Origin of the sequence: Streptomyces sp. DvalAA-43 (assembly GCF_900091725.1) — a bacterium.
Lineage (GTDB): Bacteria > Actinomycetota > Actinomycetes > Streptomycetales > Streptomycetaceae > Streptomyces > Streptomyces pulveraceus.
This window is the reverse complement of sequence record NZ_FMBW01000030.1, coordinates 143890-158690: the sequence shown is the minus strand read 5'-3', so window position 1 is coordinate 158690 and position 14801 is coordinate 143890. Positions and strand designations below refer to the sequence as shown.

The 14801-nt window shown below is 70.3% G+C and carries 14 protein-coding genes; 9 read left to right on the top strand and 5 right to left on the bottom strand.

The window, feature by feature from the left end:
• Positions 1-17: 17 nt before the first annotated feature.
• The 6 genes from GA0115234_RS06705 to GA0115234_RS06680 all read left to right on the top strand — a co-directional run bounded on the left by GA0115234_RS06705 (position 18) and on the right by GA0115234_RS06680 (position 7466).
• A complete protein-coding gene (locus GA0115234_RS06705) occupies positions 18-1934 on the top strand; it encodes an outer membrane protein assembly factor BamB family protein (RefSeq protein WP_093539922.1) in 1917 nt (638 codons plus the stop codon).
• 306 nt (positions 1935-2240) lie between these two features.
• Positions 2241-2915 carry a helix-turn-helix transcriptional regulator gene (locus GA0115234_RS06700; RefSeq protein WP_093540146.1) on the top strand — a complete coding sequence of 225 codons (675 nt, stop codon included), beginning with the start codon at positions 2241-2243 and terminating at the stop codon, positions 2913-2915.
• 181 nt (positions 2916-3096) lie between these two features.
• On the top strand, positions 3097-4140 hold the full coding sequence (gene galT / locus GA0115234_RS06695; protein ID WP_093539921.1) for a galactose-1-phosphate uridylyltransferase: 1044 nt from the start codon (positions 3097-3099) through the stop codon (positions 4138-4140).
• A complete protein-coding gene (gene galE, locus GA0115234_RS06690; RefSeq protein WP_093539920.1) occupies positions 4137-5117 on the top strand; it encodes a UDP-glucose 4-epimerase GalE in 981 nt (326 codons plus the stop codon). The genes galT and galE overlap by 4 nt, the downstream gene beginning before the upstream one ends.
• Positions 5114-6343, top strand: a complete 1230-nt coding sequence (gene galK, locus GA0115234_RS06685; RefSeq protein WP_093539919.1) for a galactokinase — start codon at positions 5114-5116, stop codon at positions 6341-6343. The genes galE and galK overlap by 4 nt, the downstream gene beginning before the upstream one ends.
• Positions 6344-6656: 313 nt before the next feature.
• The gene (locus GA0115234_RS06680; protein ID WP_176729091.1) at positions 6657-7466 is read left to right on the top strand and encodes a LuxR C-terminal-related transcriptional regulator; all 810 of its coding nucleotides are present in this window, start codon (positions 6657-6659) and stop codon (positions 7464-7466) included.
• Here GA0115234_RS06680 and GA0115234_RS06675 read toward each other — a convergent pair.
• Positions 7425-7922: a MarR family winged helix-turn-helix transcriptional regulator gene (locus tag GA0115234_RS06675; protein ID WP_093539918.1), complete on the bottom strand. Its 498-nt coding sequence runs from the start codon at positions 7920-7922 to the stop codon at positions 7425-7427. The genes GA0115234_RS06680 and GA0115234_RS06675 overlap by 42 nt on opposite strands.
• Positions 7923-8010: 88 nt before the next feature.
• Here GA0115234_RS06675 and GA0115234_RS06670 point away from each other — a divergent pair, with 88 nt between their 5' ends.
• Together GA0115234_RS06670 and GA0115234_RS06665 are read left to right on the top strand one after the other, a co-directional pair.
• Positions 8011-8808 carry a trans-aconitate 2-methyltransferase gene (locus GA0115234_RS06670; RefSeq protein ID WP_093539917.1) on the top strand — a complete coding sequence of 266 codons (798 nt, stop codon included), beginning with the start codon at positions 8011-8013 and terminating at the stop codon, positions 8806-8808.
• Positions 8808-9170 (top strand): VOC family protein, encoded by a 363-nt coding sequence (locus tag GA0115234_RS06665; RefSeq protein ID WP_093539916.1) that lies wholly within the window; start codon positions 8808-8810, stop codon positions 9168-9170. The genes GA0115234_RS06670 and GA0115234_RS06665 overlap by 1 nt, the downstream gene beginning before the upstream one ends.
• 13 nt (positions 9171-9183) lie before the next feature.
• Here GA0115234_RS06665 and GA0115234_RS43250 read toward each other — a convergent pair whose 3' ends face one another.
• The gene (locus tag GA0115234_RS43250; protein ID WP_237541118.1) at positions 9184-9321 is read right to left on the bottom strand and encodes a hypothetical protein; all 138 of its coding nucleotides are present in this window, start codon (positions 9319-9321) and stop codon (positions 9184-9186) included.
• 6 nt (positions 9322-9327) lie between these two features.
• On the opposite strand from GA0115234_RS43250, the gene GA0115234_RS06660 reads away from it, so the two are divergent.
• Positions 9328-11922, top strand: coding sequence for an RHS repeat-associated core domain-containing protein (locus GA0115234_RS06660; protein WP_256088652.1), 2595 nt, complete (start codon positions 9328-9330; stop codon positions 11920-11922).
• Positions 11923-12635: 713 nt separating this feature from the next.
• On the opposite strand, the gene GA0115234_RS41795 is transcribed toward GA0115234_RS06660, so the two are convergent.
• From GA0115234_RS41795 to GA0115234_RS06650, 3 genes are all read right to left on the bottom strand, one after another.
• Positions 12636-12827, bottom strand: coding sequence for a hypothetical protein (locus tag GA0115234_RS41795; protein ID WP_141718403.1), 192 nt, complete (start codon positions 12825-12827; stop codon positions 12636-12638).
• Positions 12828-12951: 124 nt separating this feature from the next.
• The gene (locus GA0115234_RS06655) at positions 12952-13641 is read right to left on the bottom strand and encodes a TetR/AcrR family transcriptional regulator (RefSeq protein WP_093539914.1); all 690 of its coding nucleotides are present in this window, start codon (positions 13639-13641) and stop codon (positions 12952-12954) included.
• On the bottom strand, positions 13638-14639 hold the full coding sequence (locus GA0115234_RS06650; protein WP_093539913.1) for an acyl-CoA desaturase: 1002 nt from the start codon (positions 14637-14639) through the stop codon (positions 13638-13640). Before GA0115234_RS06650 ends, GA0115234_RS06655 begins: the two co-directional genes overlap by 4 nt.
• Between the last annotated feature and the right edge of the window lie 162 nt (positions 14640-14801).

The window sequence follows — 14801 nt, the reverse complement described above, 5'->3', positions numbered from 1 at the left end:
CCAGAGGTACGTACGCCATGACGCAGCCGCCCCAGCCGCCCAACGAACCGCCCCAGGGCGGATTCGGTGCCCCTCAGGATCCTCCGCCGGGTGGATTCGGCGCCCCGACCCCACCGCCCGCCGACCCGTTCGGCAAGCAGCCGGCCACCCCGCCGGCCGGTGGATTCGGTGCCCCGACCCCGCCGCCCGCCGACGCCCAGCCGCCCGCCGGGGCCCCGCAGCAGCCGGGCCCCGGCTACGGCTATCCGCAGGGGCAGCCCCCGCAGCCCGGCTACGGCTACGGCTACCCGCAGGGCCAGCCGCCGCAGCCCGGCTACGGCTACCCGCAGGCACCCGTGCCCGGTCAGCCGCAGCAGGGGTACGGCGTCCCGCAGGGCCTGCCGCCCGGCCAGCCGCCGCTCCAGGGGTACGGCTACCCGACCACGCCGATGCAGCAGCCGCCCCAGCCGCCGCAGCAGAACGGGAACGGCGGCAAGAAGCTCTCCACCCAGATGCAGATCATCGTCGCCGCCTCGGTCGCCGTCGTGCTGATCGTCGCGGGCGGCATCTGGTACTCCTCCGGCAGCGGTGACGACGACAAGAAGGACAAGGCGTCGCAGTCCAGCGGCTCCACCGAGGGCAAGGGCGGCGAGAACAAGGGCGGCACCGCCCCCGACGGCGCCGGCACGGAGAAGGCGCCCGACGACCCCAAGTCCACGGTCGCCTTCCAGCTGCCGCTGCCGAAGGTCACCGACGTCACCAAGGTCGACGGCTCCTGGCTGACCGACAAGGCGTACGTGAAGACCGGCCTGAACGAGGTCGTCGCCTACGACCCGGCCAAGGGCACCAAGCTGTGGTCCATCCCGCTGGCGGGCCAGGTCTGCGCCGCCTCGCGGCACATGTCCAAGGACTACCGCACCGCCATCGCCTTCCAGCAGAGCAAGCCGTCCAAGGCGACCAAGTACCCGCCGTGCAACCAGATCGGCGCGCTCGACCTGAAGACCGGCAAGCTGCTCTGGAGCAAGTCCGTGACCGCCGCCACCAGCGGTGACGCCCCGGTCAGGTTCGACGAGGTCACGGTCAGCGGCACCACGGTCGCCGCGGGCGGAACCGAGGGCGGCGCCGCCTTCGACCTCAACACCGGCGCCGAGCGCTGGAAGCCCAAGGCCACCACCGACGGCTGCTACGACAGGGGATACGGCGGCGGCGAAGCGCTCGCGGTGGTCCGCAAGTGCGGTACGTACGACGACCCGCAGCTCGTCATCCAGGCACTGAACCCCACCTCCGGAGCCCCGATCTCCTCGTACAAGATGCCGCCCGGTGTCGACTACGCGAGCATCGTCTCCACCAAGCCCCTGGTGGTCGCGGCCGACGTCGGCGACACCGCCGGTGACGGCAGCGGCATCTCCGACTTCTTCTCCATCGACGCCTCCACCGGCAAGCTGCTCACCCGGATCGCGGCGGACGGCGAGAAGTACGCCGCGCGCTGCGCCTCCACCGAGGTCGAGAGCTGCAGCCAGCTGGCCGTCGGCAACAACCGGATCTACGTGCCGACCGAGGACCACGAGGGCTCCGGCGACTACGGCGACACCAACGAGATCGTCTCCTTCGACCTCACCACCGGCAAGCCGACCAGCGACCGGGCCGACGCGGGCGACCGCTACACGATGTTCCCGATCCGCATGGACGGCGGCAACATCATCGCCTACCGGGTCCCCCCGTACGACAAGGGCGGCCAGGTCGTCTCCATCGACGGCGCCACGTTCAAGCAGACGGTGCTGATGGAGAACCCGAGCGACGAGTCCATCCGGGACGCGGAGACCAGCTTCACGCCGGACTACACCGAGTTCCGCTACGGCGACGGGCACCTGTACCTGTCCAGCACGATGGTCAGCAAGCCGAGCGGCTCGCTGGACACGAGCCGCCGCCTGGTGGTCAGCTTCAGCCGGGACTGAGCACAAGGCCGCATGCGCGCGGGGGTGGTGTCCGGCCGACGGACACCACCCCCGCGCGCATGTCCGGGACCGGAGGACGGCCCTCGGGCGCATGAACCCCGGGAAGCGGTCCGCAACGGTCGGCGGACAGCTCACAACGGTGATCACTCGGACATGACGCACCATCAACCGGTCCTGAAAGCACGCCGATTCGGCGTTCCAGAGCCTTTTGGCCAGTAAGGCGCCCCCGGCGTCGAACAAGCGTGTAGCTTGCCGGGTCAGGAAAGCCGGGGGGCCCGGTGTGCCGGTGCTACGGGGGTGTGTCCGATGGGTGTGCGGCTCATGGTGGTCGATGATCACAGACTGCTCGCCGAGGCACTCGCCTCGGCGCTGAAGCTGCGGGGCCACCGCGTCCTCGCGGCCGCCGCGCCGACCTCGGGCGCGGCGGAGCTGGTGGTCAGCAGGGCCCCGGAGGTCTGCCTGTTCGGCACCGCGGCACCCGCCGAACCCGGCACCTTCGACCCGATCGTACGGATCCGCCGCGAGCGCCCGCAGGTGGCCGTCGTGGTACTCGGACCGGTGCCCAGTCCGCGCGGGATCGCGGCGGCCTTCGCGGCCGGGGCCGCGGGATACGTCCGCCACGACGAGCGCATGGAGGGCGTCGAACGGGCGATGGCCAAGGCGCGCGCCGGAGAGGCGGTGGTGGCGCCGCAACTCCTCCAGGGTGCCTTCGCCGAACTGCTCCACCCCACCGCGGCACCGGACGACGAGGGGCAGCGGCTGCTGCGGATGCTCACCCCGCGCGAGGTCGAGGTCCTGGTGCGGGTCGCCGAGGGGGAGGACACCCGGCTGATCGCGGCCGGGATGCGGATCGCGCCGAGCACCGCGCGCACCCATGTGCAGCGGGTACTGATGAAGCTGGGCGTCGGCTCCCGCCTGGAGGCCGCGGCACTCGCGGCCCGTACGGGGCTGCTGGCTCACGCGGGCCTGCTGGACGGCTGAGCCGCACCGCCGCCACCCCTTCGTCCCGCGCGCACCACCGGACACCAGGCGCCGGACACGAACACCTCACGCCGGACCGCGGCAGCGCGCGCGTCGGCCCCCGCACGCCCGGCGGGGCCCGCTCATTGACGCCCTTGTTGACTTGTGGTTCATTGTGTTCGGTTATGTTTGGAGGAACCTGGTGAAGAAGACGGTTACGACGCTCGCCGACGGCCGGGAGCTGCTCTACTACGACAGCCGCGACGACGCCGTACGGGACGCCGTCGACCGGCGCCCCCTCGACGCCGTCTCGACCTCGTCCGAGATCCGCCGTGACCCCTTCCTCGGCGACAGCGTCGCCATCGCCTCGCACCGCCAGGGCCGCATCTACCACCCGCCGGCCGACGAGTGCCCGCTCTGCCCCTCGCGGGACGGCCGGCAGAGCGAGATCCCCGAGGCCGACTACGACGTCGCCGTCTTCGAGAACCGCTTCCCCTCGCTCGCCGGTGGCTCCGGCCGCTGCGAGGTCGTCTGCTTCACCTCCGACCACGAGGCGTCCTTCGCCGACCTCACCGAGGAGCAGGCCGCCCTGGTCCTGGAGGCCTGGACCGACCGCACCGCCGAACTCGCCGAACTCCCGCAGGTCAAGCAGGTGTTCTGCTTCGAGAACCGGGGCGCCGAGATCGGCGTCACGCTCGGCCACCCGCACGGCCAGATCTACGCGTACCCCTTCGTCACCCCGCGCACCGAGCTGATGCTCCGCTCCATGGCGGCCCACCGCGCCGAAACCGGCGGCAACCTCTTCGACGACGTGGTGGCCCGCGAGGTGGCGGACGGCTCCCGGATCGTCATCGACGCCGAACACTGGGTCGCCTTCGTGCCCTACGCCGCGCACTGGCCGTACGAGGTCCACCTCCACCCCCGCCGCCGCGTCCCCGACCTGCGGGAACTCGACGAGGCCGCGCGCACGGAGTTCCCACAGGTTTATCTGGAACTCTTGAGGCGATTCGACCGGATCTTCGGCCCCGGCGAGCCGCCGACCCCGTACATCTCGGCCTGGCACCAGGCCCCGTTCGGTGTCCCCGGACGGGAGGACTTCGGGCTCCATCTGGAGCTTTTCACCATCCGACGTACCTCCGGCAAGCTGAAGTTCCTCGCGGGTTCCGAATCCGGCATGAACGTGTTCATCAACGATGTGCCGCCGGAGGCCGCGGCCCAGCGACTGCGAGAGGTAGCGAGCGAGTGAGCAAGCCCCAGAAGAAGTACCTGGTCACGGGCGGCGCGGGATATGTCGGCAGCGTGGTCGCCCAGCACCTGCTGGAGGCCGGGCACGCGGTCACCGTTCTCGACGACCTCTCGACCGGGTTCCGGGAGGGCGTCCCGGCCGGGGCCGAGTTCATCGAGGGCCGCATCCAGGACGCGGCGAAATGGCTCGACGCCTCCTACGACGGGGTGCTGCACTTCGCCGCGTACTCCCAGGTCGGCGAGTCCGTCACGGACCCGGAGAAGTACTGGGTGAACAACGTCGGCGGCTCCCTCGCACTGCTCGCCGCGATGCGCGACGCCGGGGTGCGCACCCTGGTCTTCTCCTCCACCGCCGCCACCTACGGCGAACCGGCCACCACCCCCATCACCGAGTCCGACGCGACCGCGCCCACCAACCCCTACGGTGCCACCAAGCTCGCCGTCGACCACATGATCACCGGCGAGGCGGCCGCACACGGACTGGCCGCGGTCTCCCTGCGCTACTTCAACGTGGCCGGGGCGTACGGCAGTTACGGGGAGCGGCACCACCCCGAATCGCACCTCATCCCGCTGGTCCTCCAGGTCGCCCTCGGGCAGCGCGAGTCGATCTCCGTCTACGGCGACGACTACCCCACCCCCGACGGCACCTGCGTCCGCGACTACATCCACGTCGCCGACCTCGCCGAGGCCCACCTGCTGGCCCTGGACGCGGCCACCGCGGGCGAGCACCTGATCTGCAACCTCGGCAACGGCAACGGCTTCTCGGTGCGCGAGGTCATCGAGACCGTCCGCCAGGTCACCGGCCACCCCGTCCCCGAGACCACGGCCCCCCGCCGCGCCGGTGACCCCGCCGTGCTGGTCGCCTCCGCCGCCACCGCCGGGGAGCGGCTCGGCTGGTCGCCGTCCCGCGCCGACCTGACCGGAATCGTCGCCGACGCCTGGACGTTCGCCCGCCGAGAGGAGCCCACCGCCCCATGACCGAGACCAGCGAGCCGACCACTTCCCCCACCGGAACCAGCGAGCCGAACCCCTCCCTCACCGGCGGGAACCGTGAGCTGACCGCCTCCTTCACCGAGCTGTACGGGCAGGCGCCCGAAGGGATCTGGGCGGCCCCCGGCCGGGTCAACCTGATCGGCGAGTACACCGACTTCAACGACGGCTTCGTGATGCCGCTCGCCCTGCCGCACACCGCACGCGCGGCCGTCGCCCGCCGCACCGACGGCGAACTGCGGCTCCACTCGACCGACGTACCCGGCGGCGTCGTCCAGCTCCGGATCGACGAGCTGGCCCCGCACCAGGGGCACGGCTGGGCGGCCTACCCGGCCGGAGTCGTCTGGGCGCTGCGCGAGGCCGGCCACCCGGTCACCGGGGCGGACATCCAGCTGACCTCCACGGTCCCCACCGGGGCGGGCCTGTCCTCCTCCGCCGCGCTGGAAGTCGTCACCGCGCTCGCCCTGAACGACCTCTTCGGACTCGGGCTGACCGCACCGGAACTGGCGGTGCTCGGCCGCCGCGCCGAGAACGACTTCGTGGGCGTGCCGTGCGGGGTCATGGACCAGATGGCCTCCGCCTGCTGCACCGAGGGCCACGCCCTCCACCTCGACACCCGCGACCTCACCCGGCGCCAGATCCCCTTCGACCTGGCTTCGGGCGGACTGCGGCTGCTGGTGGTCGACACCCAGGTCAAGCACGCGCTCGGCGACGGCGCGTACGCCGAGCGGCGGGCCGGCTGCGAGGCGGGCGCGGCGGCGCTCGGCGTACGGACGCTGCGCGAGGTGCCGTACGAGGGCCTCGGCGCGGCCCTGGACACCCTGGCCGCGGCCGACGTGGACGAGTCCGTGGTGCGCTACGTACGCCATGTGGTCAGCGACAACGAGCGGGTGGAGCAGGTCATCGCGCTGCTCGACGCGGGCGAGGTGCGCTCCGCGGGCCCGGTGCTCGTCGCCGGGCATGTCTCGCTCCGCGACGATCTGCGGGTCTCCTGCCCGGAGCTGGACCTGGTGGTGTCGGCGGCCTGCGAGGCCGGGGCGCTCGGGGCGCGGATGACCGGCGGCGGCTTCGGCGGCTCGGCGATCGTGCTGGTGGAGGAGGAGCGCGCGGACGAGGTTTCCGAGGCCGTGCTGAAGGCGTTCGCCTCGGCGGGGCACGCGACGCCGAGGATCTTCCCGGCCGTGCCCTCGGCGGGTGCCCGCCGCCTCGCCTGAACCCCGTGGGCCCAGCCCCGGTCCCCCCTTCTGTCGCAGGACGGAACACACACCACACCTGGGGGCGGCCGGAGCCGGCCAGTTCTGCGAATCGCCTTCCCACCCGGCCCGTCGGCCGTACCCTGATGCACAGCACCGGTGGGGGCCGGTGCTGATTCAGGGGTACGAGACAGTCGGGTACGGCGCCCGGGGCGGGTTGCGGTCGGCACACGACGGCGGTCGTGGACTGCGGTCCAACTCCCCGGTCCGGGCGCCGTACCCGCACTGATCTGTCCCTTCGGCGGGCCGGGGGTGGCCCAGGAACAGATGCGGCATGGGGGTGCCTGTGGTTCGTATCCGGGTTCTCGTGGTGGACGACCACCGTATTTTCGCCGAGTCGCTCGCAGCGGCACTGGCGGCCGAGCCGGACGTCGACGTGGCGGCGGCGGGCAGCGGCCCCGCCGCCCTGCGGTGCCTGGAGCGGGCCGCCGCCGAGGGGCGCGGCTACGACGTGATGCTGGTCGACGCCGAGCTGGGCATCCCGGGCGCGGCGGGGGACCGCCGGGCGCCGGTCCCGGTCCCCGCCGACGGGGAGAACACCCCGGTGGACGGCATCTCCCTGGTGGCCGGGGTCCGTTCGGACCGGCCGTCCGTGCGCACCGTGGTGCTCGCCGAGAGGGACGACCCGCGCCGGGCCGCGCTGGCACTACAGGCCGGGGCTTCTGGCTGGGTCGCCAAGGACTGCTCGCTCCAACGGCTCCTCGCGGTCATCCGCGGAGTGCTGCGGGACGAGACACATCTGCCCCCGGCCCTGCTCACTGGCGTACTGCGGGAGCTGACGGCGGCCCGCAGACACCGCACCGAGAGCGAGCGGCTGGTCGAGGCACTGACCCCGCGCGAACGCGAGGTGCTGCGCTGCATGGTGGCGGGCCTGGGCCGCAAGGCGGTGGCCGAACGGCTCTTCCTCTCCCCGCACACGGTCCGTACCCATATGCAGAACGTGCTGGGGAAACTGGGCGTGCACTCCACCCTGGCCGCGGTCGCCCTGGCCCGCCGGGCGGGCATCGGCCCGGCCGACCAGGCTCCCGCCGGACAGGCGGCCCTAGCCGGGAATGTTGTCGAACGGGGCGGTCAACTGGCGTAGCAGCCCGGCCAGTTCGCCCCGCTGCTGGGTGGAGAGCTTGCTCAGGATGGCGCGCTCCTGGGCGAGCAGCCCGGCCAGCGACTGGTCGGCCTTGTCCCGCCCCTCGGCGGTGAGCCGGACGAGGACGCCGCGGCGGTCGCTGGGGTCGGGGAGCCGCTCGACGAGGTTCTTCTTGGTCAGCCGGTCGATCCGGTTGGTCATCGTGCCGGAGGTGACCAGCGTCTGGGTGAGGAGCTGCCCGGGGGAGAGCTGATAGGGAGCACCGGCGCGACGCAGCGACGTCAGCACGTCGAACTCCCACGGCTCCAGATTGTGCTCGGAAAAGGCGATCCGCCGGGCCCGGTCCAGATGACGGGCCAGGCGGGAGACGCGGCTGAGCACCTCGAGTGGTTCCACGTCGAGGTCGGGGCGCTCGCGGCGCCATGCAGCGACCAGTCGGTCGACCTCGTCCTCCATGTGGATCAGTGTAGAGGGTCTGTCGACATGAAGTCTCTTGAATTCAAGTGTCTTGACATCAAGATACATCGGACGTGATCCTGAACCCATGACCTCACCCACCTGGGACCCGCAGCAGTACCTGCGCCACGCCGACCACCGCACCCGCCCCTTCCTCGACCTCCTCGCCCGCATCCCCGACCTCCCGGCCACCCCCGCACCCCGCATCGCCGACCTCGGCTGCGGCGCGGGCAACGTCACCGTGCTGCTCGCCGACCGCTGGCCCGGGGCCCGGATCACCGGCTACGACAACTCCCCGCAGATGCTCGAACGGGCCCGCGCCCACACCGGCCCCCACCTCGACTTCGCCGAGGCCGACGCCACGACCTGGACCCCCGCCGAACCGCACGACCTGATCGTCTCCAACGCCCTGCTCCAGTGGGTCCCCGGCCACACCGCCCGCTTCCCGGACTGGCTGGACGCGATCGCCCCCGGCGGCACCTTCGCCTTCCAGGTCCCCGGCAACTTCGACCAGCCCAGCCACGTACTGATGCGGGAACTCGCCGGCTCCCCGCGCTGGCGCGACCGCCTGGCCGGCGAGCTGCGCCACGCGGACGCGGTACTCACCCCCACCGCCTACCTCGACGCGCTGACCGCCCCCGGCATCACGGCGGACGTCTGGGAGACCACCTACCTGCACCTCCTGCCCGGCCAGGACCCGGTCCTCGACTGGGTGAAGGGCACCGGCCTGCGCCCCGTCCTGACCGCGCTGGCCGACGACCCCGAGGCCCGCGACGCCTTCCTCACCGAATACCGCGACCTGCTCCGCACCGCCTACCCCACGGGCCCGCACGGCACCGTCTTCCCGTTCCGCCGCATCTTCGCCGCGGCCCGCAAGGAGAAGTGATGATCGTCGCCCTCGACCACGTACAGCTCGCCGCCCCGGAGGGCTCCGAGGACGCCCTGCGCGCCTACTACGCCGACATCCTCGGCATGACGGAGATCCCCAAGCCCCCGGTACTCGCCGCCCGAGGCGGCTGCTGGTTCCAGGCGGGCCCGGTCCAGCTCCACCTCGGCATCGAGCAGGACTTCCGCCCGGCGAAGAAGGCCCACCCCGGGCTGCTCGTCACCGGCATCGAGGCGTACGCGGCCCGACTGGCGGAGCGGGGCGCCGAGGTGCGCTGGGACGGCGACCTGCCGGGGCACCGGCGCTTCTACAGCCACGACCCGGTGGGGAACCGGCTGGAGTTCCTGGAGCGGGTCGCCTGACGAGCAGCGGCGCTCAGCCGTACCAGGCGACGTCGCAGACGTAGACGCACTCGTGGCGCGGGACGGCGAGAAAGCTGATGAATCCGCGTTCGCCCATGATGTCGAACTCTCGGAGACCCCCTTCTCTGTCGAGCGGCCGGCCGACCTTCACCGCACCGTGCCCGAGCGCGGCGAGCTCAGTGGCGAGTCACTCGACTTCCGCCACGACGCCGTGTACGACGGACTCGGCAGACTGCTCAAGGTATGGCAGCCCGGCTGGGCCAAGAAGGACCACGCGGACAAACCGTCGGCCGAATACAGCTACACCATCTCCAAGACAGCAGACAACGCCGTCACCACGAAGACGCTGAAGCAGAACGGTACCTACCGCACCACCTACAGCCTGTACGACAGACTCCTGCGCGAGCGCCAGACGCAGGCCCCGGCCACCGGCACCCAGAACCGGATCATGACCGAGACCATGTACGACAACCGCGGTTGGGCCTGGCAGACGTACGCCCCCTACTACGCCAACGGGCTGCCCGAGGCGAAGCTGGCGACTGCCATCGTCAACACCGTCCCCACCGCCATCCGGAACCTCTACGACGGCACAGGCCGGGTCACCGACGCACTGTCCGTCAAGTTCGGCGACGAGCAGTGGCGCACCACCACGGTGTACGGAGGCGACCGCACCACAGTCATCCCGCCGCAGGGCGGCACGGCCACGACCACCGTGACCGACGCCCGCGGCCGGACCACCGAACTGCTCCAGTACACCGACGCAGCGCGTACCACCTCGCAGAGCACCACGTACGGCTACGGCAAGTACGACGAGCCCTCCACCGTCACCGACCCGGACGGCAACACCTGGCGCTACACGTTCGACAGCCGCGGCCAGAAGACGGTCGTCGACGACCCCGACGCCGGGATCACGCGCACCGAGTACGACAAGCTGGGCAGGGCGACCGCTGTTACCGATGCCCGCGAGATCACTCTGACCACGGAGTACGACGAGCTGGGACGCAAGACGAAGGTCAAGCAGGCTGACACCGTGCTTGCCTCCTGGAGCTACGACACCCTCGCCAAGGGCCAGTTGACCAGCAGTACGCGCTACGTCGACGGTGCCGCCTACACCACGGCGACCGACGAGTTCAACGACCGCTACCAGCCGACCTCCACCACGGTCACTGTTCCGTCCCAGGCCGGCAGCACTGCCGGCACGTACACCTGGACGTACGGCTACAAGGCCGAGACGGGTGCCCTGCTCTGGACGCTCAACCCTGCTGTCGGCAACGTTCCTTCGGAACAGGTCATCACCAACTACAACAGTGACGACCAGCCCTTCCGTACCGGCGGACAGAACGGGGCCCTGGTCAGCAACACCCTGTACGACGTGTTCAACCGCCCTTCCCGTCTGGAGTACGGCGCCACCCTCGGCAAGAAGGCTTCCAAGTCACTGGTGTACGACGAGCACACGGGACGGGTGGTGCAGCAGACCATCGACCGTGATCTGGCGCCGAAACGCGTGGACGACGCCACCTACGCGTACGACCCGGCCGGCAACGTCACCGGAGTCACCACCGCCAGTGGCCAGGACGCTCAGAGGTCCGTGGACACCCAGTGCTTCACCACCGACCCGCTGGGCCGACTCACCGAGGCCTGGACAGCAAAGGCCGACTGTGCCCCCACCGGTCCGAGCGCGGCCACGGTCGGAGGCCCCGACGCGTACTGGCAGAGCTACGGCTACGACAAGCTCGGCAACCGCACCAACCAGACCGACCACGCCACCACCACTTCCGGCACGGACGTCACGACCGACTACACCCAGCCCGCTCCCGGAGCCAAGCGCCCCCACGCAGTCCAGCAGACCAAGGTCACCGGCGGCCCCGACAACGGCCGTACCACCACCTTCGAGTACGACAACAACGGCAACACCACCAAGCGAACCACCGGCTCAGACGTCCAGGACCTGAAGTGGGACGCCGAGGGCCACCTCGCGACCCTCACCGAGGCCGGCAAGACCAGCAGCTACGTATACGACGCCGACGGCAACCGGCTCATCGCCAAGAACGCCGACGGCTCCAGCACCCTCACCCTGCCCCAGGGCAATGAACTCACCGTCGCCGCCAACGGCACCAAGACCGGCACCCGTTACTACACGCACAACGGCGAAACCGTGGCCGTCCGCACCGGTGCGACCACCTCGTACCTCATCAGCGACCACCAGGGCACTGCGATGACCGCCATCACGGTCGGAACGCTCGCCCTCACCCGCCGCAAGCAGCTCCCCTTCGGACAGCTCCGCACCCCCCAGTCGACAGCCTTCGGAACCCGAGGCTTCGTCGGCGGCACCAACGACCCCACCGGCCTCACCCACCTCGGCGCGCGCGAATACGACCCCACCCTCGGCCGCTTCCTCTCCACCGACCCCGTCATCGACGTCAACGACCCGGCGCAGATGAACGCCTACAGCTACGCCCACAACAACCCCCTCACCAAGTCCGACCCCGACGGCCTCCGCCCCGACGGCCCGGCCGGCGGTGCCTCGTACAACGACGACGCCTGGGCACGGGACCGCGGCATGAACGCCGGCTACACCCTGAAGGGCAGCGAGTGGGTCTGGCACCAGACACCCAAGAAGGACCCGGAATCCCAGTTCCTCTACGCCGCGTACCGTCAGAACACCAGCGGCTACCTGATCAACGACTACTACGCGAAGCAGCGGGCTATTGATCCGAAACGGTTTGGGTTCTGGGTCGTTGCACGGGTGTGAGTGACCTGGTGGGGGACGTGCGGCATCTGTCGCCGTCGGCGCAGGAGGCCCTGCGGTTGCGGGCGGTGGCCGCGTTGGTGGCGGGGCGGGCCCGCGCGTGGAAGGTGGGGGCGAGCTTTCCGGTGGCGCGGGGGAGGTTGTAGGTGAGGTTCCCCCGCTGCGCGGGAGTGGCTGGCTGGCTGATCAGGGCGGGTTGACGCGGTTTCAGGTTCACTGGTTCGGTCGCTGCCTGGTCGGCGTAATGCTTCTCCTCGAACTCGATGGGGCTGAAGTAGCCGAGCCGTTTCTGGATGCGGCGGGGGTTATAGAAGCCGTCGATGTACTCGACACCTGATCGACGGCTGCCTCGTGGGCACCGGCCTGACCTTGACCAGCTGACACGATCAGGCCGACATCACACATTCAAGTTCAGTAGTGGCCAATAGATATTGAGAGAGGTCATATGGGGTATGTGGGAGTGTCCGTGATGGTTATAGGTGGACTCGGCCTGATCGTCTCAACGCGGGGACGACGCGACTGGAATATCTGGACAAGACGCCAGAAGACGGGGGCCTCGCTGAGCGCCGTGATCATCGCAGCCGGACTCATTCTGATGGGCATCGACTCGGGATCTGGTACCTGATCCTGGATCCACCGGTTCGGTTTGGGGGCGGGTGGGCTCCCAAACCGACAGGTGCGGGTTGCAGGGGTGAGAGGTCAGTAGCGGCCCTCGCTCAGAGGCTGCGAAGAATGGTGACGACCTTCTTTGTTGCTTTGCCCGAGATCGTTGCCCGGTTGGCCCAGATGCGTTCGCAAGCCTTGTTGTCGCGCATGGCGGCCATCACGGTCGGGCCCGCGCTCTGACCCGCCGCGAGCAGCTGCCCTTCGGTCAAACTCCGCGCCACCCAGTCGACAGCCTTCGGCACCCGAGGCTTCGTCGGCGGCGCCAACGACCCCACCGGCCTCACCCACCTCGGCGCGTGACCTGGGAGCCTCGCTCCATCTGCCCGATTCGGGCTGATCCGGCCGAACGGGTGACCAACCCCCCGCTCAGCTCTTCCGGTGCCCGATCAGTCTCGGCTTCGCCTCCAGGTTCTCCAGGCCGTGCCAGGCCAGGTTCACCAGATGCGCGGCGACCTCGGACTTCTTCGGCTTGCGGGCGTTGACCCACCACTGGCCGGTCAGGGCGACCATGCCGACCAGCGCCTGCGCGTACAGCGGGGCCAGCTTCGGGTCGAAGCCGCGGGCCTTGAACTCCAGGCCCAGGATGTCCTCCACCTGGGTGGCGATGTCGCTGATCAAGGAGGCGAAGGTGCCGGTCGACTGGGCCACGGGGGAGTCGCGGACCAGGATGCGGAAACCGTCCGTGTACGTCTCGATGTAGTCGAGCAGGGCGAACGCCGCCTGCTCCAGCAGCTCGCGGGGGTGGCCCGCGGTCAGCGCGCTCGTCACCATGTCCAGGAGCTGGCGCATCTCGCGGTCGACCACGACGGCGTACAGGCCCTCCTTGCCGCCGAAGTGCTCGTACACGACCGGCTTGGAGACACCGGCACGGGACGCGATCTCCTCGACCGAGGTGCCCTCGAAACCCTTGTCGGCGAAGAGGGTGCGGCCGATGTCCAGCAACTGCTCGCGGCGCTCCTTCCCGGTCATCCGCACCCGGCGGGTACGCCGGGTGGAAGAGGAGGGACGGTTTTTCTCGCTGCTGGTACTGGAGTCGGTCGCCACGTCGTCAATCATGCCGCGTCGGCGCGTTCGCGGTCGCGCCGGGAGTCGATCCGGCGGGACTCGATCCGGGCGGCGTCCGGCCAGCGCACATCGTGCGCCCAGCCCAGTTTCTCGAACCAGCGGATCAGCCGGGCGCTCGAATCGATCTGACCGCGCATCACGCCGTGCCGGGCGCTCGTCGGATCGGCGTGGTGCAGGTTGTGCCAGGACTCGCCGCAGGACAGGACCGCGAGCCACCACACGTTCCCGGACCGGTCGCGCGACTTGAAGGGCCGCTTGCCGACCGCGTGGCAGATCGAGTTGATCGACCAGGTGACATGGTGCAGCAGGGCCACCCGGACCAGCGAGCCCCAGAAGAAGGCCGTCGCCGCACCCCACCACGACATCGTCACCAGACCCCCGACCAGGGGCGGGAACGCCAGCGACACGATCGTGAGGGTCATGAAGTGGCGGGAGACGGCGCGCAGCGCCGGGTCCCTGATCAGATCGGGGGCGTACTTCTGCTGCGAGGTCTGCTCCTCATCGAACATCCATCCGATGTGGGCCCACCACAGCCCCTTCATCAGCGCGGGCAGACTCTCGCCGAAACGCCACGGCGAATGGGGGTCGCCGTCCGCGTCGGAGAACCGGTGGTGCTTGCGGTGGTCGGCCACCCAGCGCACCAGTGGACCCTCCACGGCCAGCGAACCCGCGACGGCCAGGGCGATGCGGAGCGGGCGCTTCGCCTTGAAGGAACCATGCGTGAAATAGCGGTGGAAACCGATCGTGATGCCATGGCAGCCGATGAAGTACATCGCCACGAGCAGGCCCAGATCGAGCCAGCTCACACCACGGCCCCAGGCCAGCGGCACCGCCGCGACCAGCGCCACGAACGGCACCACGATGAACAGCAGAAGGGCGACCTGCTCGATCGACCGCTTGTTGTCCCCGCCGAGCGTGGCGGAGGGAGGGACCTGACCGTCGGCCGCCGGTGGCTGGGCGTCGTCGATCACGGAGGGGCGGGTGTTCATGGGGAGTCCCCTGGGGATGAGGAATACGACGGATAGCTCTGGCTACGGTTCCGTAACCTACGGCGACGTAAGTATGGCAGCGCACGGGCCCATCGCACGAGAGCGCGACGGGCCGCCCACGAAGGGGAAACCCGATCGGGCCGCCAGTGGGGCCGACGGAGT

Bases quoted from the DNA above. Each gene is read 5' to 3' on its own strand.
- GA0115234_RS06705 (WP_093539922.1), top strand. From the start codon at position 18: ATGACGCAGCCGCCCCAGCCGCCCAACGAACCGCCCCAGGGCGGATTC.
- GA0115234_RS06700 (WP_093540146.1), top strand. From the start codon at position 2,241: ATGGGTGTGCGGCTCATGGTGGTCGATGATCACAGACTGCTCGCCGAG.
- galK (WP_093539919.1), top strand. From the start codon at position 5,114: ATGACCGAGACCAGCGAGCCGACCACTTCCCCCACCGGAACCAGCGAG.
- GA0115234_RS06680 (WP_176729091.1), top strand. From the start codon at position 6,657: ATGGGGGTGCCTGTGGTTCGTATCCGGGTTCTCGTGGTGGACGACCAC.
- GA0115234_RS06675 (WP_093539918.1), bottom strand. From the start codon at position 7,922: ATGGAGGACGAGGTCGACCGACTGGTCGCTGCATGGCGCCGCGAGCGC.
- GA0115234_RS06670 (WP_093539917.1), top strand. From the start codon at position 8,011: ATGACCTCACCCACCTGGGACCCGCAGCAGTACCTGCGCCACGCCGAC.
- GA0115234_RS06665 (WP_093539916.1), top strand. From the start codon at position 8,808: ATGATCGTCGCCCTCGACCACGTACAGCTCGCCGCCCCGGAGGGCTCC.
- GA0115234_RS06655 (WP_093539914.1), bottom strand. From the start codon at position 13,641: ATGATTGACGACGTGGCGACCGACTCCAGTACCAGCAGCGAGAAAAAC.
- GA0115234_RS06650 (WP_093539913.1), bottom strand. From the start codon at position 14,639: ATGAACACCCGCCCCTCCGTGATCGACGACGCCCAGCCACCGGCGGCC.